A 21,435-nucleotide genomic window follows, 5' to 3' on the forward strand; every position below is an offset into this window, starting at 1 on the left:
TAAAGTGTTGCCTTAACGAAAGAATGCAATTATATATCTAAACAAAAGAATGTCAATCATACAAATGAAAAAAAAATCTAAATTATTCAATCTGCGAGAGAAAGATCCTTTTTTAAATCGTGAGCGGCAACGCTATGAAAACCCTCTTCCCAGCCGGGAATGGATTGCCGAAATCCTCGAGAAAGAAGGTGTTCCGCTTAAAATTGACGTATTGGCTGAAAAATTATCCATTACCGAATCAGAATATGAATTTTTCGAGCGTCGTATCAAAGCCATGGCGCGCGATGGGCAACTGCATATCAACCGCCGAGGCGCCCTATGTGCCGCCGACAAACTGGCATTGGTAAAATGCCGTATCGAAGCCCATCGAGACGGATTTGGTTTTGCCGTACCACTCACCTCTACCGGCAAAAGAGACTTCGTTCTCACCGAGCGCAATATGCGCGGACTAATGCATGGCGATATCGTGACCGTACGCCCGGGAGGTACTGACCGCAGAGGGCGGCGTGAAGGCCAGGTATTGGATATTGTCGAGCGTGCCCAAAAACAAGTTGTCGGCCGCTTTTATGTAGAACGCGGTATAGCCATTCTCGAACCTGAAGATAAACGTCTCAGCCAAAGCATCGTACTCGAACCGCAAAGTTTGGCCGAATTCAAGCCTGAATCAGGACAAGTTGTTGTTGGTGAAATCGAAAGCTATCCCGAACATAACCGCCCTGCCGTTGCAAAATTGGTTGAAGTATTAGGTGACTATGCCGACAGCGGCATGGAAATCGAAATCGCCGTACGCAAACACCATCTGCCCCACGAATTCAGTTCGGCCTGCTTAAAAGCCGCCGAAAAAATTCCCACACATGTTTTAAAACAGGAAATTACTGAAAAAGGCCGGGTAGATTTACGCGACTTACCGTTGGTTACCATAGACGGCGAAACCGCGCGCGATTTTGACGATGCCGTTTATGCTGAAAAAATCGGCCGTAATTACCGCTTGGTCGTTGCTATTGCCGATGTCAGCCATTATGTGCGTCCAGGAGACGCCATTGATAAAGACGCACTGGAAAGAACCACCAGCGTTTACTTTCCGCGCCGTGTGATTCCCATGCTTCCCGAGAAGCTGTCAAACGGCATCTGCTCTCTTAATCCTGATGTTGAACGTTTATGCATGGTCTGCGATATGCTCATCACTTATGCCGGCAACATTAAGGAATATAAATTCTATCCTGCCGTCATGCGGTCCCAAGCACGCCTTACTTATACTCAAGTATGGAACTGGATTGAAGCGGGCGGTGACTACCCTCACAAAGCCCAAATCGAACCTTTATACAAACTCTTCCAAATCTTGCAGAAAAAACGCGAGCAGCGAGGAGCAATGGAGTTTGAAAGTGTAGAAACACAAATGCTATTTGACGACAACGGTAAAATCGAACGAATCATACCCGTTGTCCGCAATGATGCGCATAAACTAATTGAAGAATGTATGTTGGCCGCCAACGTATGTGCCGCAGAATTTCTGATTAAAAATAAGCATACCTCGCTTTTCCGCAACCACTTGGGGCCAACACCTGAGAAGCTCGCAACCTTACGCGAACAGTTAAGCTTGCTTGGCCTTCATTTGGAAGGCGGAGACCACCCCACCCCGAAAGACTACGCAATATTGGCGGAAAAAATCAAAAACCGACCCGATCGCGAATTACTGCAAGTCATGTTGTTGCGTTCAATGCAGCAGGCAGTTTACGAACCAGAAAACCAAGGCCATTTCGGTTTGGCATACGAAGCTTATGCTCACTTCACCTCCCCTATCCGCCGCTATCCCGACCTTACCGTTCACCGCGCTATAAAAGCCGTGTTGAACGGCGAAAAATATCAACCCGAATCATGGCAAGCATTAGGTGTAAGCTGTTCGTTTAATGAACGCCGTGCAGACGAAGCCAGCCGTGATGTTGAAAACTGGCTGAAAACTTACTATATGCGCGATAAAGTGGGCGAGGTATTCCAAGGCCGCGTATCAGGTATGGCTAATTTTGGTATTTTCGTTACCCTCTCGGATATCCACATCGAAGGTATGGTGCATATTAGTGATTTAGGCGAAGACTACTTTAACTTCCGTCCGGAAATCATGGCTATGGAGGGCGAGCGCAGCAGCATCCGCTTCAATATGGGTGATGAAGTGGTTGTAAAAGTTGCCCGAGCCGACTTAGATACGAGCAAAATTGATCTCACATTGATCAGCGGAGGTAGCCTAAGCAAAAAAAGCAAACACGGTAAACAAAAAAATAACGAGCGGCAAACTGAAAGTAAACGCAAACCTTCTAAATCCACCGCAAACGAAAAAGCCAAACGTCATGTTGCAAGCCCTACTGCTAAGCAAAGCAAGGCTCTGAAAGTGGTGAATGGCAAAATCACACTGGTTAAAAAGCAAGCTTCGGAAAGTAACAATACCCGTAAGCCCTCAGTTTCTGATAAAAAAGCAACCTCTCAAAAGAAAAAAGGTAAACGCAGATAAAGCGGTATCTTCTTGCTTCATTTATTAAGAAAAACAAAAATCCCAAGCTACTATAGCTTGGTTTTTTTTATTTGGCGGAGAGGAAGCCTGCCTAATTATGATTAGGTGCTAAAACTTTCCAACACTTTTTAATTTTAAAATATATTTTTATTATTCAATATATTATTTTTTAATTCTTCATTCATTTCTCCCAACCACTCTAACCAAATATTTCAATAAATGGCATGCTGATTATCGTTTGCCTGATGGTTTTGAAGGGCAACTAAATAACAACCGCCAATAGGTGCGCTTGTAAGCTGCTCACGAGATACGGCATTACGTAATATTAATGATTTGCCGGATAAAGGGATTTTGCAGAGGTCACAGAATGCTGGGCAAAGTGCATTTTATGAAATCAGCCATACTTTCAACTAACCCCCATACAACAACGCCATTACTTAAACAGTAATGGCGTTGTTGTATGGTTTAAAAATCAATTTGTAATAAACTCTCGCAAAAACTCATCAATCTTTTTACTCAAAAAAATCGGGCGGTTTTCATTAAAGTAAGCAGCAGCCTGCTCTTTGTTTACTGTGGCTTTTAATCCATTCAATTTGCCCAAATCCAAGTTTTCACGCGTATATTTTCTTGCCAGCATATCTTGTAACAAATCGCCATTCAAACCCAAACCATTGATAACTTGTTGGATTTTATCATTGGTGGCTTGTTGTTTGTATTGCGTAATGTAGTCATTTAACGTGAGTTCGGAATCAGGCTTAATATTGCCAGATTGCACATCATGCAAAAACTGCTCGGCAAATTTTTGGTCTTCTTTGGATAATGTGGCAAAAGAAGAAAGTAATTCTTCAAAAGCAGCGGTTTTTTCTGCTTCATCAATGGCTTTGAGCCATTTGGTGAAGCGGGTATTCATATAATCTTGGTCAATTTTGTCCGTTTCAATTTCATTGATGTGCGAACGCAAATCAAATGGCAAACTGTCATCACCACCCGTACCACCACCGCCCTCTTCATACAAATCTTTGTAACGAGTCAAAAGTTTGTCGTAGGTTTGCCGGTCAAAATTCAACGTTGCCGTGATAGTTGAACCATCTTCCTGCACCACATCATAACTTAATTTTTCCCAAACAAAACCCAATAATCGAGCAGCCTGTAAGTTATCATTGAGCTGATTAAACAGCCTCACAAATTTCGCACAAGCCGCTGCATCATCAGGATTTTGGGCAAAGTCCGGCTGTCCTGAGTGTTTGAAAATATCGGTAATCTCTGCAAAATTATCATTCATTTTACGGATGATTTTATCCAGATTATCCACAAATAAACCCATAGGGCGGTCACCTGAATACAATTTCACCGCTTTTTCAATATTGCGTTGCATGGTATGCGGTTTGCGATAATAACGGATTAAACCAAACGGCTTATCGGTTTTATCGCATAAACGATTGGTGCGTGAAAAGGCTTGGATTAAATTGGCGTAATCCAGCATTTTGTCTAGATACAGGGTATTGAGCCATTTGCTGTCAAAGCCTGTTAGCATTTGGTCCACCACAATCAACAAATCCAGTTGCTCATCGGGTTTCACTTTTTTATACGCTTTAATATGCGACAATCTGTCCGACAAATCCGCCTTGAAATTGGCATAAGTGGCATAGCCAAACTTCATACCAAATTGGGCGTTGTAATCCGCCAAAATCTCGGCAATCCATTCTTCTTTCTCATGGCCTTGCCCATCATTATCAATGCTTGGATCAAACAATACGGTGATTTTCAGCCCTGAATTTCTTGCTTTAAACTTACGATAATAATTAACTGCTTCGGGAATGGAGCTGGTTGCCAAAATCGCATGATATTTCTTGCCTTGGCTTAATCGTTGCCAATTATCCAGCATATCATCAATGACCGCATTAACGTGTTCAGCCGTTTGATATTGCACATTTGGCACATAGTCTTCAATGCCTTTAGCGTATTTACCGTCTTTACCAAGCTTGCCTGCCATTGGCACATCGTTCATAAAGCGATTAAACACTTTCTTTTTGGCTTCATCGGCAAATGCTTCGGCCTCATCTTTGGCTTTGGCTTCTTGCAACGCCACCACTTTGCGTAAATCACGGTCTTTAAACGTGCTGATATGAAACAAATGAAAGCCCAACACATTGCCATCACGAATGCCATCAGCAATGGAATAACGGTGCAATTCATCGCCGAACACCGTTGCCGTTGTCGCATTTTTCTTGGCGTTTTCATCTTCAATCGGCGTGCCTGTAAAACCGAAGAACAATGCGTTTGGAAAAGTTTGTTTAATCGCAATCAACATATCGCCAAAAGTGGTGCGATGGGCTTCATCAATAATAAACACTACACGCTTACTGCGAATAAGTTCAATATCTGCCTCATTAACACCCTCTTCGGCTTGAATATTACTCATTTTTTGAATGGACGTAACAATCAAGCGCTCACGGTCAATGCTGCTTTTTAACTTAGCCAATAGAATAGACGTGTTTTCAGTGGCTTGTACATCTTTCGCATCATCGGCAAAGTTTTGATATTCTTCAAGCGACTGCTTGCCCAGTTCAATACGGTCGAGCAAAAAAACCACCTTATCCGCATCTTTACGTCTGCTGATTAACTGTGCTGATTTGAAGCTAGACATCGTTTTGCCCGAGCCTGTTGTGTGCCAAATATAACCGCCCCGTTGATTGCCCGAACGCCAATCAGTTTTCGCCACTTTATTGGCAATTTGGTTCACCGCGTAATATTGATAGCTACGCAATACTTTCAGCTGTTCATCTTTGGCATCGGCAATCGTGTAATCACCGATAAACTGATGTGCCATAGGAATAGACAAAAAATGCGTAGCGATTTTGTCCCAGCTTTCCATATACACATTATTAAAATCCGCCCAACGGAAATAAAACGCCGGATTAAGTTCACCGCTCGTATTGGCAAAATAACGGCATTCTTCAGGCGACATCGCCACAAAAATCTGCACTAAGCTGAAAATCCCCGAAAACGCCCCGGCTTTGTGGTATCGCTCAATTTGATTGGTCGCTTGGCTAATTGGCACGCCCGATCGCTTTAATTCAATATGAAACATCGGCATACCATTGATTAACAGCATTAAATCGCCACGCTGCTTGGGGTATAAATCACTTCTAGGCGAAAAATGCGGTTGTACCGCAATTTGATAACGGCTTTTGCCTGCGGAAATTTCTTCACGGTCAAAAATATCCAATGAAATTTCTTTACCAAAATGGCGGCTTTCCGTGTTTTCACGCTTAATCGCCACCGTTTTGCCATTGATAAATCCATTTAATCTATAAGGCGTTTTCAGCTCTTGCACCTGCTCCAAAATTTGGCTCATTTCCGAACGGATTAACGGTACATCAAGCTTATCAATATGGCTATTGGTTTTATTCAAATGCGCCTGCCAGTTAGCGATTAAATCTTCTTCGCTCGGGTGGTTTAACACCGATTTTTCCCAACCTCTGGTTTGGAGCATTTCAATCAAGGCTTGTTCAAAAGCAGATTCTTTATGAAACATATTTATCTCTCTCACTTTGTGCGGATTGATTATTCGCTAATCGCACAAATCAATTCATATTTTACCGCTTCGGAAAATTCGTCTTCATTATCAATAATCGACTTCACCAATTTTTCGAGTAATTCTTTTGAGATTTTACTTTCAGCCAGCCAAACAACGATATTTTCCATTTCCAGCACAAATCTTTTTACACAATAATCATAGCCATTTAATTCTAAAAAATAGGCTGCTAATACCAAGCTTGCGCGCTTATTGCCATCAAGAAATGCATGTAATTTATTGATAGAATAAAGCAAATGCGTAAGTTTCTCTTCAAAAGTCGGATAGTAAACATCGTTTTGAATATGTTCTAAAACACTATCCAATTTATCTTCACCACCGACATGAATACCTGACAAACCACCAGATTGCGCAATAATCCAATCATATACTTGTAACGCATGGGGCACATCAAAATAAACAACCTTAATCGTCATCTATCTGTCCTTTAAGCGTTTTAGCACATCTAATGTTGCGGTATCTTCTAATTGCTCTTGTAAAGAACGGCTTTTTTCGCCTAAAAAACGGTCAAAATCACTTTCAGGAATAGATTGGATATAGTGTTCTAATTTTTCGTGTAAAGCTTCTCTAAACCCCAAATCTCGACTAGCCATTTTGATTCTGGCGTCTAAAATAAACGGTTGCATAAAAGGGTTATTTTCGGCTTGGGCAATTAACTCATCTAATTCGGCAGGCAATAATTTTCTGCCCAACTCATCAGATTTATTTTTCATTTGAGCGGCCAATCCGCATTCAAAACTGCCAATCGCCTTTAACACTTCTGAATACATCGTATCTCGTGTTTTATCTTTGTCTGCCAAGTTTAAAATTTGCTTATATTCTTTGGCATTTTCATAAAAAACCGCCTGATAAATTTTATCGGTATAAATGGCATATTTATGATTGCCCATCTGCAAATAGTCTCTTAGTGCATCGGTGAATTGTTTGCGATAGCTATCTTCTAAAAATGCAGCAGGCAAATAATCCGCATCTCGTTGATTGATAAATTTTGTTGAGCCGCCAGATTTTTGCGCGATGACATCAATCACAATATCAAGCATTCGGCTGCGGATAAAGCGTGCTTTTTCGCTTTCTGTGACGAGCATCGCAAGATTTAAGACCGCGCGAAAAGAGAAAATGCCAAGCGATGGTGCTTTGGAGTTGATGTCGACGAAATTATTTTCGTCGACATAGGCTAACTTTATATTTTTTAAAGAATTACCTTTTAGAGTGCGATACCCGTTTTTGTGCAATTCTTCGGCAAATTTGCTCAGATAATTGTCAATCGTCCTTTCTGTTACCTCTAAAATTTGTGCAACCTGCGATTTGGTAAACACCGTTTCACCCTCAAAGCCAATCCCGCCTAATGCCAAATTTTGCTCTAATTGAGCAAGGGCGAATTTGTTATTCAATACATTATCGCGGGCAATAACGGAAACTGTTAAATCAGTATTCATATTGTATTCTCTTGGTTTAAATATTTTCAGGCAGCCTTAAATATATTCTTGTCGCGTATTTTCAGACGGCATAAAACACCATTTTTACTATTTTCACACCAACATCACCGACAACAAGCCTTTTTTAAGCTGGTTTAATTTTTCCAGTTCGGCGGCCTGTAAAGCAATGGTTTTATCTAGTTGGCGGAAAAAATTACCGATTTGGGTTTGTTCCTTTTGGGTTCTGGGAAATTTAATTTCAATCTTTTTGACAATTTCAGCCGATAAATTTCCTTGTCCACCTTGCAAATATAAATTAACAATATTTTCTTTATTACCTTTAAGCCATTGTGCAATAAATTCAGGATCATAAACTTCATTTGGAACAATCGCCAAAATAGCTTGATTTATTGCTCCGTTAATTTGGCTTCTCCCAACTTCTCCACTTGTTGCACCATATAACGCAAACAAAATATCACCTTTTTTTACTAATTTTGCCGATGAATTATTTAACCCTTCTTGGGTTAAGAATAATTCTGTACTTGAACAATGAATTTCACCTGAACGAACAAATGGAATTTCTCCACCATAAAATTTAGCATTACCAACGCTAGGCGTACCACCTGAATAAAAATAACCAACCTCCCCCAACTTCTTCCTTTCCCAATCCCCACTAAATCCGTTAAAGCGGATTTCAGGTTTCAGGCTGCCTGAAACGGGAAACATTTTTGCCAACATCGCTTTTTTTAGCTGAATGCTTTTTTCCCACTCGGCACGAGCTTGAGCAATTTGTTGGTCTAATTGACGGAAAAAATCGCCGATTTGGGTTTGTTCGGGTAGTTGAGGGAAATACTTTTGAATTTCATGAATGGTTGTGCTGGTTAAACTGGGTACGCCTGTTGATGTGTCCAATTTTCTCCATTCAATACATTGAAACAAGAAATATAAAAACTTTCCATCAATGTTACTTTTCAATTCACTATAAAAAAGTGTATCCACCGTCCAAAATGGTGTGTTCATATAATAAGGCTTGTCAATTGTACCTTTGCGCCCAATTAAAACACTTTCTTTATCATACAAAGCTGTATTCGTTCTCCCAATTTCTCCACCAGTTGCCAAAATGGGATAAATTCCACCTGAAACTTCAATTTCTTTTTGTGAAAATCCGCTTTTAATCGTAAGTACTTCTTTTAACTTTTTCTCTTCCCAATCACCATCAAACCCTTTAAAGCGTAACGGTGGCGTTTGTGGTTTATCCATTTTGTTCTCCTACGCTTTTAAAATCGCTTGCCACGCGGTAATGCCTTGCAAATCAAATTCATTGCCCGTCAGTTCATTCATCATTTCTGCCAATGCGTTGGCGCTTTCGGCTTTCTCTTGGCTGATTTGTTGATAGGTTTGGGCGTATTTTTCGCAAAGGGCGGTGAGTTGTTGGCTAAATTGCGCCAACATGGTTTCAGGCAGCCTAATCATCGCTTCATTTAACGGAGCAAGCCATTTTTGACGCAATAAATCTAGGGCTTCGCTGTCGCTTAGGTTTTCAATCGTTGCTTTGGTATCGCTGTGCAATTGGACGCTGTCGGTTTTGATTTGGGTTTTAAGCGTTTTTTCTGCGGCAAGTAGACGATAGGCAGCCTGTAATTTTGCCCCTAAGCTGTCTTCGGCAAAAACGTGGGCTTCAATCGCTTTGGCTAAATCGGCTTTTTTGGTAATGATAACGCCGCAGGCTTCCAGTTCTTGCTGTAAGGCTTTGGGCAATTCGGCATTCACAAAGCTGTCGCCATCGTCATTCACGGCAGAGCTGGCTTTTTCTTCTTCGCTTAAATTTTCTAATAGGCTTTGAATTTCGGCGGTGATTTCGGTTAAGCGGTTTTCTTTGGTTTTCAGGCTGCTTAATTGTTCGGGCAATTTAACTGCTTGCACGAGTTCAAACGGCAAAATATGCCCGACCCAGCCGTCTTGGACTTCGGCTTCTTTTTTGGTTTTGCTGTCTTTTTTGATAACCATATACGGGTCTATTTGTTTAATGGCTTGTTTGCCTTCGGTTTGAATCATTTCCAAATCGGCAGCAATGCCCGCACTTTCGGCACGCCATAAATCGTCTAATTTTTGATAGGCGGTGTAAAAATCCAAAAGTGGCATCGCCGCTATTTTTTGACGAATCAGCTCGGCAAGCTGCCCTTTGGTTTGGGCGATGTTCAGCGTTTGCATCGGTTCAATCAGCATTTTTTCCAGGCCGTCTGAAAAATCGGCAAAATTCTCGGCAAATTGGTTTTTGTATGCCAAAACACTCGGATGGTTTTGAATTTGGGTTTGTAGATTCTCTGCTTTAACTTGCATATAAGGCGTGCCGTTGTCGGCAAATAAAGCTGCCTGTAAGCCGTTAAACGCTGCCCAATAGTCGTTAAACCGGGCTAATTCGCTTTTTGGAATACCGCCGTTCATGGTGGCAAAGATATCCCATTGTTCGGCAGGTTCGGCAGAATCCACATAGCGTGGAATGTTCAAGTTATATCCGTTGGCAACGATTTCTTCTTTTGACACCACGCGGCTGAATTTGGGTAATTCACGGCGGTGTGTTACGCAATCTACAATGCGTTTGATGTCGCTGGCTTGAAGATGGTTGTTTTTACCGAGTTTGAGAAAGTGTTTGGACGCGTCAATCATTAACACGTCTTTGCGTTCACGTTCTTGTCGCAATACCATGATGATGGTAGGAATGCCTGTGCCAAAGAAAATATTGGCAGGTAAGCCGATAATGGCGTCAATGTGGTTGTATTCGATCAGATTTTTGCGGATATTTTCTTCTTCGCCACCACGGAACAACACGCCATGCGGTAGAACAATGGTCATCATGCCATCGGGTTTTAAGTGGTATAAATCGTGTAATAAAAAGGCAAAGTCGGCTTTGGTTTGCGGCGCAACGCCAAAACGCTTATAGCGTGGGTCGGATTCTTTGTCTTTGGGGTTCCAAGGTTGGGAATAAGGAGGATTGGATACGACTGCGTCCAAATAAAGCGGTTCGCCTTCTAATGGCCAATCGTCTTCTAGCGTGTCGGCATTGCGTGTAAAAATATTGCTCGGCAAAATACCCCGCATCACAAGGTTCATACGGGTTAGGTTGTAGGTATTTTCTTTAAGTTCTTGGGCGTAATATTTGATGTTGTTGGCATTTTTGAGATGTTTCGCCACGCTATGCCCGATGTTAATCAATAACGAACCTGAACCGCTGGTTGGGTCGTAAATGCTGATTTCTTCACGGTCTTTTAAATGGTCGGCGATGATTTCGGACATTAAAAGCGATACTTCGTGTGGCGTATAAAATTCGCCTGCTTTTTTGCCTGCGTTGGCGGCAAACATACTAATCAAATATTCATAAATAAAACCTAAAACATCATAGCCTTGTTTACCATCCATCGGAATATCGGCAATTAAGACAAATAAATCTTTCACGGCATTGGTTTGGCTGGCGGCGGTATCGCCCAATTTACTCAAACCTGATTCCAATGTTTTGAAAATACCGTCAAACACAGCGGTATAGTTGTCGGCAATATTACGGCTAAACGCACTCATGGCGGTGCGGACATGGGCGATATTGAAATCCGAGCCTTGTGCCAGCCAAGTGGAGAATAGATGTTCGTAGCTGATAAAATAGCCGATATTATCCTTAATAAAATCCACGAATTCGCCATCTTCTGTAAGTTGGTCTGCAAAATCGTCTTTTGCAAGCCCTTCTCCAAGAACAAATTTTTCTAATTTATCAGAGAGAAATTTATAGAAAATAAAGCCTAAAATATAATCTTTGTATTCGTTCGCTTCGATTTTGGAACGCATTTTATTGGCAGATTGCCAAATTTTTGATGCAAGTTGTTGTTTGTTCATTAGGGGAGTTCCATTTATAAATAATAGGGCGATGTTTAATTGCGATTTAGCTATACCAAATTTCAAGTGCCATAAATCTTGCTTTTGTATTTAACTTGAAAGTGCCATGGCAACGCTAGCAAAATGAATTGAAGTGCATTAGTGGTATAAGTTAGCATTTTCCCATCACATTAAAGTGATTGTAAACATATTACAGATAGCCAAAAAAAGTAGGCGGGATTTTTTTCAAAAACAAGCAGTTATTAAAAAGAAAACCCACTGATAAATCAGTGGGTTCCATATAATTTTGGCGGAGAGGAAGGGATTCGAACCCTCGATACGCTATTCACGTATACACGCTTTCCAGGCGTGCGACTTCAACCACTCATCCACCTCTCCGAATCATTACCAGTGGAAATGAAGGGCAGATTATACGGCGTATTCTTTACCTGTGCAATCCTAATACTTCGACCTGCACAGAAAGATATTTTCGTAGCATGATCATTAGCAAATAAGAAATTTCCGAAGTACGCCATTTTCCCAAATATGGCAGCTCATAAACAGCCCAAAACTATATTGCTTGGAAATAAAAACCGCAAAGACCGTCTGAAAAGAATCAAACCAACCATTTTCAGACGGCCTTTTAATAGTAATCGTATTGATTACAACACCAAAGGTGCCAGCAAAAAGCCTAGCGCAACGGCAAAAACAATGGCTAAAATGCCTGGAATCAAAAACGAATGGTTGAATACAAACCGCCCGATACGTGTACTGCCGGTATCATCCATCTGCACTGCCCCAAGCAATGTCGGATAAGTAGGCAAAACAAACAGAGCCGATACGGCGGCAAAACTGGCAACTAAAATATAAACCTGTCCATTGTTTTCAGGCGTAATGCCCAAAGCCAAAATAACCGCCGGTATAATTGCCTTAGCGGTTGCGGCCTGTGAGTACAAGAGCATACTGGCAAAAAACAAAGCCACAGCCAACAGCCACGGATAGCTGCCCACAAGCTCCGAGGCCGTTTCTTTAACAGCATCCAAATGGCCGCTCACGAAAGTATCACCTAACCATGCCACCCCCAAAACACAGATACAGGCTGCCATCCCCGATTTAAATGTACTCATCTCCAGCAGTTTGCCCGTATCCAATTTACAGCTCATCACAACCAATGTTGCAATAATCATCATAAAGCTGATAATCGCTCCGTCACGCGGCAGCACCGGTTTTTCTATCAAACCCACCGCAGGAGAAATAGCACAAGCATACATAACCACGGCAACTACGCCACCGAAAAAGATCCACACGGATTTGCGGGCGCCTGCCGGTAATGGCAATCGCTCCCCCGGTATATTATTTTCCTGAATCAAACCGGCAGCCAAACGCTGCTGATAAGCCTTACTCTGAGACAAATCTAGATTGCCGAACAAATTAATCAGCAATGCCACCAACATACAGGCTGCATAAGTCGTTACCAGCCATATCAATAACAGCTTGGGATAACTTACTCCCAACGGTTCAAGTACACCGCTCATAAAAACCACGGCGGCACTTACAGGCGAAGCCGTAATCGCAATCTGAGAGGCTACGACAGCAATACTCAAAGGCGCACAGGGGCGGATATTTTCTCCTTTGGCCACTTCCACTATAACGGGCATCATTGAAAAAGCCGTGTGCCCCGTACCGGCCAGAATAGTCAGAAAATAAGTAACCGTAGGCGCTAAGAAATTAATATTTTTGGGATTCTTACGTAAAATGCGCTCTGCCGAACGTACCAAGTAATCCAGCCCTCCTGCAAGCTGCAAGGCGGCGATTGCTGAAATAACCGACATAATAATTAAAATTACATCATACGGAACCTTACCCGGCTCCATTCCCAAAGCCAAAGCCAATACAGCTACGCCTAAACCGCCGGTATAACCGATCGCCAAGCCCCCCAGCCTAACACCTAAAAAGATTGCCGCCAGCAATACTGCCAGCTGTAAACATACAGAAAAATCCATGATTCACCCGAATCGTTAACCAAATCAAATAAGGATTATTTGTAACATAATTTCATGAAATCTTAAATGGTTTTTAATTAAAATACATTCCGCAGCGTGCTAAATTGGAAAATATTTAACTTTAATCAATAAAATAATTCAACAATGAAAAATGAATATGAAAATCATCACAAAATAAATGTAATTAAATTAAATTTTTTGAAATAAAAAAATTCATACATAAAAAAACATTACAAAAAAGCAAAAGCCGTCTAAAAATACTTTTTCAGACGGCTTTAATAAATTTAACCACAATAACGATATTAAGTATAATTACTACTTTGAAAGTATTACTTTATAAAAATATATAGGCTATCTATGATTATCAAACATGCAGAAGGCCGAAGCAATGACTTAGAAGTGCTCAACCAGCTTTTGGCATTACCACATATTAATCAAGAAACCAAAACTAAATCAAGCGGGAAATCCGAAATATTCAATCCGGTTTAAAGGGAGAAGAAGAAGCTTCATACCAAATCGATTTCCATTACGGAAACTCCCCCCGCTGGATGGTTATTCACGATCTTCGGCTAGAACACAACGGCCATACCGCACAAATCAATCATTTACTTATCAATCGGTTTCTTGAAGTATATGTATGTGAAAGCAAACGCTTTCACGAAGGAATTTCTATTAACGAACATGGGGAATTCTCTGCCTTTTACCAAGGGCGCGCTTATGGCATTCCATCTCCTATTGAGCAGAATAACCGTCATATCACATTATTACAGCGTTTTTTTGATGCGGATGAAACCATTTTACCAGCACGATTGGGATTAAAAATCAAACCCAAATTATTCAGCTTAATTTTAGTTGCCAACTCTGCCAGAATTTCACGCCCTAAAAATCACAAAAATATTCCCGGATTAGACAGAATTATTAAAAATGAACAGGTAGTGAAAAAAATAGAACAAGACATAGCCAAAGAAAATATCTTTAGTGTAACGTCATCCATAGCAAAATTGATTTCCAGCGATAGTTTACAAGCTTTCGCCGAAGCTTTAGCAGCTTTACACCAACCTCTAACGATAGATTGGAAAGCTCGATTCGGCATCGATGACATTTCTACAGAAGCTCAAACTATAAATACTGTTGAACCATCTGCTCCACCTCCTGTTTTACAGGCTATACCTGAAACACAGGTAACCGAAGAAGCAAGCAAAAAAGAAGAATCTAAATCTTCAGAGGAGTCCTCACGCCGCCCTACCCGCCTGTTTTGCGCATCATGCAGAAAAACGGTAACACCAAATATTGCCAAATTTTGCTGGAATAATACCAAACGCTTTAACGGTAAAGTTTACTGTTTTCAATGCCAAAAAAATATGCAATAAAACAATGATTCTGCCACCTATTATTAATAGTAAACCGGATATCAGCCTTACCTTGTAAATAACATCAAATTTTTTTGCCAAATTAAAAATACGCCGTCTGAAAATTAGTTTCAGACGGCATATTTTTAATTCCAAATAAAATTATTTTAATTCCAATTTACCCAACCCATGGCCCAAGTCAGCAGAATCAAGCCGCCGAAAATAATACGGTAATAAGCAAACGGTACATAGTTTTTCGTTGCCAAGAATTTCAAAAGCGCTTTTACAGCCAGCAAACCGGAAACAAATGCAGCTACAAAACCGACCGAAATCAAACCGATATCTTGCGCACTGAAAAGTTTGTAATGCTTCAATACATCATAAACTGTAGCAGCAATCATCACAGGCACTGCTAAAAAGAAAGAAAATTCCGTTGCCACTTTACGTTCCAAACCCCAGATCATGCCCCCCATAATCGTACTGCCGGAACGTGAAGTCCCAGGTACCAAGGCTAAAATCTGGGCTAATCCGACCACCAAAGCATCACGCACACGCATATCATCTACGCTGGTTACTTTCGCAGTCTGTTTAACCGCACGCTTTTCCACCCAAAGAATAACCAAGCCCCCTAATACCAACATCGTTGCCACGCTAATTGGGTTAAACAGCACTTCTTTAATTTGTTTGCTGAACAAAAAGCCGACTACGGCAGCCGGAATAAATGCCACAATCAGATTTAAAACAAAACGGTTTACTTTATTGTCGCGCCCGATATTGGTAAGAACATGGGTAAAACGCTGGCGGTATTCGAAAATAACAGCCAAAACGGCCCCGAGCTGGATTGCAATTTCGAATACTTTTCCATTGCTGTGAAAATCTAACAAACTACCGAATACAATCAAATGTCCTGTACTGGAAATCGGCAGAAATTCCGTAAGACCTTCAACGATACCTAGTATTAATGCCTTAAATAACAATAAAATATCCATAAATTCTTTCAATTAATATAAGAATCTGCCTCTAAAATACCATGCCATAAACAATTCTCTATGTATGATCCCAAATACATTATTTCAGTTTCATATGCAAACTATAAATCCATAAGCATTCGGTATATATCTGTTTTATATCAATATATATTTTCAGACGGCATCTAACCTTATCAGAATCTGAAAAAGTAGTTTTCCATAACAAAGAAATAGTTAAGCAATACCCAACCGGGCATGAAAAATTTCAGGCAGCCTGTCTATAGGCTGCCTGTAACCAATACCTGTATTAATGATTTGCTATTTTAGCCAATGCAGCACCTTTACTTTTCAGTGAAGGTTTTGCAGCCGGTGCCTTCATGCCGCGCTCGTTACGCACCTTATCAACCAAAGCATCAATAACGGCCATGCCGGCATTCCAATCTCCGCTAAACTGCACTTGATACTTACCGCCAACCACAACAGTAGGCGTGCCGCTGATTTGATAAGTATTAGTCATTTCTTCCATTTTTTTGGCTTGGGCCTGATTGCCAAACGAATCGTATGCAGCAATCAGTTTTTGTCCGTCAAAACTTTTCTGTTGGGCAGCCCATGCTTTGAAAGTGGCCGGATCTTCCAATTTGAGTTTTTGGTTATATACGGCTTCAAAGACTGCCGGATTAGCCTGATATTTCAGACCGGATTGGTTAACGGCTGCAGCCACACGAGCCAATCCGAGCATTTCAGGTTGCCAAACAACATGCTGTGTTCGCAAGTAGGTATCTGACGGAAAATTACGCGCATGCTTCAGTAAAACAGGGTCAAGATGATAACAATGCACACAAAAGTACCCGAAAAATTCAAGTACCTCGATTTTATTCGCCTGCTCCTGAGGAATAGGCTTTGGCAAAACGGTATAATCTTTGCCTTCTACCGGTGCCGCTCCGGCTTGGGCAGCAAAACCGGCAGCCAATACGGCAGCCAATACGGCAGCCAAAATAGCAGATTTAAACTTCATTTTTCATCCTTATCATCATGCGGTTGAAACAGGCGTATATCACTAAAATATAGGATTTTATCCCATCAACCAAAATATATTACTGCTTTTATTACTTCAAAAAATTAAATACAAGGCCGCCTGAAAAGTCATTATGATTTGATCAATATTGGTACGACTATCAATGATCAACCCTCTTGATATTTTATTTAGCGGTACGAGAAAAACTATCGACACCGTTTTGACGTAACGTATTCTGTACCCTTGCTGCCTCGGCTTGGCTCAAACGGCCGCTCTGTACACGATAAACAGTTTTGCCGTTAACCGTACCTTGGACAATACTTGCACTAACACCCATCATTGCCAGCTTCGCACGTTGCGCCTCGGCCGCAGCTTGGTTGTTAAAAGAGCCCATCTGCACAATCACACGATTACCTGTACCTGATTGATCTGCACTCGGTTTTTTAACCTGAGCCTGAGCATCTTTGCGTGCCTTTTCAATACTGCCACTGTTTAAAATTTGCTCAGGCGTCGGTTTGGTTTCTGCTTTTTTCTCTACTTTTTCAGCTTGCTTTTTAGGCTCCGCTTTTACCGTATCCCTTACCGTTTTTTCGGTTTTAGGTTTAGTAGTTCCGGTAGGTTTAGACGGAGACACAGCTATCGGCTTATCTTCTTGTTTAGTTATGTCGGTAGTGTCGGACGCGGCTTGCTCTTCGATAAATTGCCCCAATACATCCTCTTCGGGTTCGCTAGCTGACCATCCTCCGCTCGCAGGTAACTCGGGAATAGAAGCCGGCGCGTCTTTCGGGGTTAATACCTCCGGCACCGGCGGTGCGGCCGGACGCTCCGGCTCTTTGAATGTTTTTTTATTGCTCTGATTCAGAAAAAACAAAATACCGGCAATCACCACCGTGGCCAGTAATAAGCCCAACATAAAGCCGGAAAGGCCCTTACCGTATTGTTTTTTTGCACTCATAAAATACCTTAAAATGAAATAATTCCAGCCAGCCACTTTCAGACGGCTGCTCATAAAAATCTATTCTAACAAATTATCCGTACGGCTGCAGAGTACCCTTACAAAGCTCTACGGAAACTTACTGCCCGTAACACATGCGAACGCAATACTTGTTCATCACCGGCTAAATCGGCCAAGGTTCGTGCCACCCTCAGGATACGATGATAACTTCGGGCAGAAAGTGATAATTTTTCCAACAGTTCACCCAATGTTTTTTTAGCCTCTTCATTGACTGCCGCAATACTATCCAATTCCGTAACACTCAAGCGGGCATTAATTTTCCCCTGACGCTCATACTGTCTGCAACGAGCTTTCTCTACTCTAGCCAGCACCACTGTGCTGGATTCCCCGGCTTCATGACCACTTAATTCGGCAGCAGATAAAGCTGGCACTTCAATAGTTAAATCAATACGGTCAAGCAGCGGCCCGGAAATTTTACCTCGGTAACGTGCAATACTGTCGGGGGTACAACGGCAAGGTTTGGCCGGGTGACCGAGATAGCCGCAAGGGCAAGGATTCATAGCTGCCACCAATTGGAAATTGGCCGGATACACAGCCTGACGGGCAGCGCGGGAAATATGGATTTCTCCGCTTTCTAGCGGTTCGCGTAAAACTTCTAAAACTTTACGGTCAAACTCAGGCAGTTCATCTAAAAACAACACGCCGTTATGTGCCAAAGAAATCTCACCCGGGCGGGGATCAGAGCCACCGCCAACCAAAGCCGGGGCGCTAGATGTATGGTGTGGCGATCTAAACGGGCGGTTGCGGCTTAGGTCTTGATTATATTGCGGTAACAGAGAACGTAATGCCCATACGGAAATCAGTTCTTCTTCCGTCAACGGGGGTAAAATACCCGGTAAGCGCTGGGCCAGCATAGATTTACCGGTTCCCGGCGGCCCTACCATCAATAAACTATGCCCACCGGCCGCAGCAATTTCCAAGGCCAAACGGGCAGTGTATTGGCCTTTTACGTCTTGTAAATCAGGTAATGCCAAAGCTTCAGACGGCATCTCCTTTATTACCGGCACATTTTGCTGCAAAGGTGCTATTCCGTTCAAATGAGCCGCCACTTCTGCCAAACTGCCGGCTCCGAATACCGTTATTTCCCTCATAACCGCGGCTTGGGTAGCATTTTCCTGCGGCAATACGAATGCACGCCCAGCCTGCATACCCTGCCAAGCCATGGCCAATGCACCGCGCACAGGGCGTAAAACACCCGACAAGGCCAATTCACCGGCAAATTCATATTTGTCCAATCGGTCTGCCACAATCTGCCCCGAAGCAGCCAAAATACCCAATGCAATCGGCAAATCGAAACGCCCCGATTCTTTAGGCAAATCCGCGGGAGCTAAATTGACGGTAATTTTTTTGGCGGGAAAATCAAAGCCGCTTTGTAAGATAGCAGCACGCACGCGGTCACGGCTTTCCTTTACTTCGGTATCCGGTAGGCCGACAATATTAAATGCAGGCAACCCGTTGGCTAAGTGTGCTTCCACTTCTACCAACGGTGCCTGCATTCCGCTAAGAGCGCGGCTGTAGATTACGGCTAAAGACATAATCCTTCAGACGGCCTGTTAGTCTTTTTGCTCCGGAACAGTTTCCACCGCATCCGCATCTTGTACTTCAGGCTGAACATCCGTTTCTTCACTTCCGCCTTCCAGTTTGGCCAAACGTGCTTCAAGCTCGGCCAGCTTGGTGCGGGTTTTGATAAGCACTTGCTGTTGGATATCAAATTCTTCGCGGGTTACTAAATCCATACGGTTAAACGCGCTGCCCAACATGGCTTTTACGTTTTTTTCAACATCTTTAGCCGGGCTATTGGCAATGGTTTCGCTTAATTTAGCTGATACTTCTTCAAAAATTTTCTTACCAATCATGATTCGGCTCCTTATGTTCAGATAAGATGTTTGATGTTGACAGCATTGTATAGCGATTCATGCCGTATGAAAACCCGCAGAGTGATACAATCCAATTCTTTATCGGGCGGTAAAGGCCGCCTGAAACACTTGTTTGCCAATATGAATATCGGCCAAGTAATCATAACGGTTTTGCACACACACGGGCAGGCGTACCTGCTCAGCCTTCCAAGTACCGCTACCTTGGTGGACCAATTTATAGCGGTTAAATCCCATATCCATACCGCTCATCGAAAAGCTGACAAATACTTCTGCAACCTCCTGCGGAACATTTTGTAAAACAATATCAAACGGCCCTTTGGCCTGAATTTCATCACTGAATTTAACTTTCACGCCATTGGGGAGTATACAGCCGCGGCTTACATTACATTGTGCTTCGGTAAGCCGTTCAATAGCAGGCTGTTGGTTTTTCCACCATAGCAATGCCACTATTTTAACTACGGCAAACACCAGCAATAGGCAAGCAATCCATATTTTTTGTTTCCGGCCTTGCATTCGCATCCTCATGCTAATTCGGTTTCTTGATTTTCTACGACAGCATGCGCTCCCGCTGCCAGCCATTGTGCTGCATACCGTGCGGCTATATACGGTACTGCATAAACCACCAAAGGCTGGGAAACACCCGCCGCCAATACTTTATCTACTGCCTGAGCCGCTTCATCATCAGTCACACGCCAAACAATAACATCAGCATCCTGTACTCTGTGCCACTGCTGCTGGTTTTCTACCAACACCCATACACTTCGGGCCGCAGGCAAAGTGCCGCGTTTCTGTAATAAAGGCTCGCTAATCAATATATTGGCATGCTCCGCCTCTGCCGCCTCAAAAGGGACGACACGGTATTCACCCATACTGTTTTGCCCGTAAAAACCGTTACGCGTATTACCCTGTAAATGCCAAGGCACAGACAGTGCCGCCAATAAGGGGCCGTTGGCCGGCAGCATGGGAGATACACTGAAATCACCGGCTTTCTGCCACGACCACTTTTGCCCTTCGCGTGCCAGAGGCTCGCCCGACCATTCGTCGGGCCGTATGCGGAAAAAGCGCAAGTGTACATGAGCATGCTCGTAAGCGTGGATTTTAGTCAGCCACGGCGTAGCATGGTGGATATGGATACCCAATTCTTCCTCGAACTCACGCTTGAGGGCATCTAATTCGCTTTCAGACGGCTCAACTTTCCCTCCGGCAAACTCCCAATAACCTGCATAAGGTTTACCTTCTGGGCGGGAACTGAGTAAATAGTCTCCCTCCCGATTGAGTACGACACCGGCAACAACTCGGATTAACGGGCGCGAATCTTGAATCATTTTTACTTTCTATCTAAGAGCTTTCCCAAACAATATTATTTTTCAGCCACGGCAAAAGCCATCACTACTTCCTCTTCGTCGCTCATACTTAAATGAATTCGCTTAATGCCCTTTTGCTTTAACCAAGCTTGCAGCTCTCCCGAACAAATAAACTCAGGTTTACCTAATTCGTCATGCCCGACACTGATATTATGAAAAATCACCGGTGCGCGGATACCTGTACCCACCGCTTTGGCAAACGCTTCTTTAGCGGCAAAACGTTTGGCCAATAATTTGACAGGCTCGGCCACGCCCGGCCAATCATGCATTTCCACTTGGCTTAAAATACGCTCGGCAAAAGTTTGCCCATATTTTTTATACAATTTTTCAATGCGCTTTACATCAACAATATCTGTACCGATTCCGTATATCATGCATTCTCTCCAAATGAACTCAGACGGCCTTCATACCGCTATAATATACAGTTAAGCCGTATCCGTAAAAACTATCCGCCCGATTATGTGTAT

At 42.6% G+C, this 21,435-nt stretch carries 17 protein-coding genes and 1 tRNA gene; 3 read left to right on the top strand and 15 right to left on the bottom strand.

All coding sequences use genetic code 11. From position 1 onward, the window contains the following. Positions 1–49 precede the first annotated feature (49 nt). Positions 50–2,503, top strand: a complete 2,454-nt coding sequence (rnr, locus tag LVJ86_RS06385) for a ribonuclease R (RefSeq protein ID WP_075968070.1) — start codon at positions 50–52, stop codon at positions 2,501–2,503. A 472-nt stretch (positions 2,504–2,975) separates the two neighbouring features. Here the strand turns inward: rnr and LVJ86_RS06390 are convergent, their stop codons facing one another. The 7 genes from LVJ86_RS06390 to LVJ86_RS06420 all read right to left on the bottom strand — a co-directional run bounded on the left by LVJ86_RS06390 (position 2,976) and on the right by LVJ86_RS06420 (position 13,380). After that, complete coding sequence (locus tag LVJ86_RS06390) at positions 2,976–6,041, bottom strand: type I restriction endonuclease subunit R (protein WP_047760230.1); 3,066 nt, start codon at positions 6,039–6,041, stop codon at positions 2,976–2,978. A gap of 29 nt (positions 6,042–6,070) precedes the next feature. Further along, a complete protein-coding gene (locus LVJ86_RS06395; RefSeq protein ID WP_047760231.1) occupies positions 6,071–6,517 on the bottom strand; it encodes a type II toxin-antitoxin system death-on-curing family toxin in 447 nt (148 codons plus the stop codon). After that, positions 6,518–7,537 carry a hypothetical protein gene (locus LVJ86_RS06400; RefSeq protein WP_047760232.1) on the bottom strand — a complete coding sequence of 340 codons (1,020 nt, stop codon included), beginning with the start codon at positions 7,535–7,537 and terminating at the stop codon, positions 6,518–6,520. Between the two features lie 93 nt (positions 7,538–7,630). Further along, the gene (locus LVJ86_RS06405; protein ID WP_047760233.1) at positions 7,631–8,776 is read right to left on the bottom strand and encodes a restriction endonuclease subunit S; all 1,146 of its coding nucleotides are present in this window, start codon (positions 8,774–8,776) and stop codon (positions 7,631–7,633) included. A gap of 9 nt (positions 8,777–8,785) precedes the next feature. Continuing rightward, positions 8,786–11,398, bottom strand: coding sequence for a type I restriction-modification system subunit M (locus LVJ86_RS06410; protein ID WP_047760234.1), 2,613 nt, complete (start codon positions 11,396–11,398; stop codon positions 8,786–8,788). Positions 11,399–11,685: 287 nt separating this feature from the next. Next, positions 11,686–11,776: transfer RNA gene (locus tag LVJ86_RS06415), tRNA-Ser, on the bottom strand. A gap of 263 nt (positions 11,777–12,039) precedes the next feature. Further along, positions 12,040–13,380, bottom strand: a complete 1,341-nt coding sequence (locus tag LVJ86_RS06420) for an anaerobic C4-dicarboxylate transporter (RefSeq protein WP_047760235.1) — start codon at positions 13,378–13,380, stop codon at positions 12,040–12,042. A 357-nt stretch (positions 13,381–13,737) separates the two neighbouring features. Between LVJ86_RS06420 and LVJ86_RS11060 the strand changes: the two genes are divergently transcribed. Beyond that, positions 13,738–13,869, top strand: coding sequence for a hypothetical protein (locus tag LVJ86_RS11060; RefSeq protein ID WP_268776888.1), 132 nt, complete (start codon positions 13,738–13,740; stop codon positions 13,867–13,869). Positions 13,870–13,895: 26 nt separating this feature from the next. Beyond that, positions 13,896–14,750 carry a nuclease-related domain-containing protein gene (locus LVJ86_RS06425; protein WP_235284579.1) on the top strand — a complete coding sequence of 285 codons (855 nt, stop codon included), beginning with the start codon at positions 13,896–13,898 and terminating at the stop codon, positions 14,748–14,750. Positions 14,751–14,896: 146 nt separating this feature from the next. Here LVJ86_RS06425 and LVJ86_RS06430 read toward each other — a convergent pair whose 3' ends face one another. From LVJ86_RS06430 to acpS, 8 genes are all read right to left on the bottom strand, one after another. After that, on the bottom strand, positions 14,897–15,718 hold the full coding sequence (locus LVJ86_RS06430) for an undecaprenyl-diphosphate phosphatase (RefSeq protein WP_047760236.1): 822 nt from the start codon (positions 15,716–15,718) through the stop codon (positions 14,897–14,899). 286 nt (positions 15,719–16,004) lie between these two features. Continuing rightward, a complete protein-coding gene (locus tag LVJ86_RS06435) occupies positions 16,005–16,712 on the bottom strand; it encodes a thiol:disulfide interchange protein DsbA/DsbL (protein WP_047760237.1) in 708 nt (235 codons plus the stop codon). A 184-nt stretch (positions 16,713–16,896) separates the two neighbouring features. After that, a complete protein-coding gene (locus LVJ86_RS06440) occupies positions 16,897–17,667 on the bottom strand; it encodes an SPOR domain-containing protein (protein ID WP_047760275.1) in 771 nt (256 codons plus the stop codon). Between the two features lie 98 nt (positions 17,668–17,765). Next, entirely contained in the window at positions 17,766–19,262 is a 1,497-nt protein-coding gene (locus LVJ86_RS06445; protein ID WP_047760238.1) for a YifB family Mg chelatase-like AAA ATPase, read from the bottom strand. Positions 19,263–19,280: 18 nt separating this feature from the next. Then, positions 19,281–19,583, bottom strand: coding sequence for an accessory factor UbiK family protein (locus LVJ86_RS06450; protein WP_047760239.1), 303 nt, complete (start codon positions 19,581–19,583; stop codon positions 19,281–19,283). 99 nt (positions 19,584–19,682) lie between these two features. Next, a complete protein-coding gene (locus LVJ86_RS06455; protein WP_047760240.1) occupies positions 19,683–20,117 on the bottom strand; it encodes a hypothetical protein in 435 nt (144 codons plus the stop codon). A gap of 8 nt (positions 20,118–20,125) precedes the next feature. Continuing rightward, a complete protein-coding gene (locus tag LVJ86_RS06460) occupies positions 20,126–20,929 on the bottom strand; it encodes an NUDIX domain-containing protein (RefSeq protein WP_047760241.1) in 804 nt (267 codons plus the stop codon). A gap of 35 nt (positions 20,930–20,964) precedes the next feature. Then, the gene (acpS, locus tag LVJ86_RS06465; RefSeq protein ID WP_047760242.1) at positions 20,965–21,342 is read right to left on the bottom strand and encodes a holo-ACP synthase; all 378 of its coding nucleotides are present in this window, start codon (positions 21,340–21,342) and stop codon (positions 20,965–20,967) included. Between the last annotated feature and the right edge of the window lie 93 nt (positions 21,343–21,435).

Source organism: Neisseria arctica, assembly GCF_022870905.1.
GTDB lineage: Bacteria > Pseudomonadota > Gammaproteobacteria > Burkholderiales > Neisseriaceae > Neisseria > Neisseria arctica.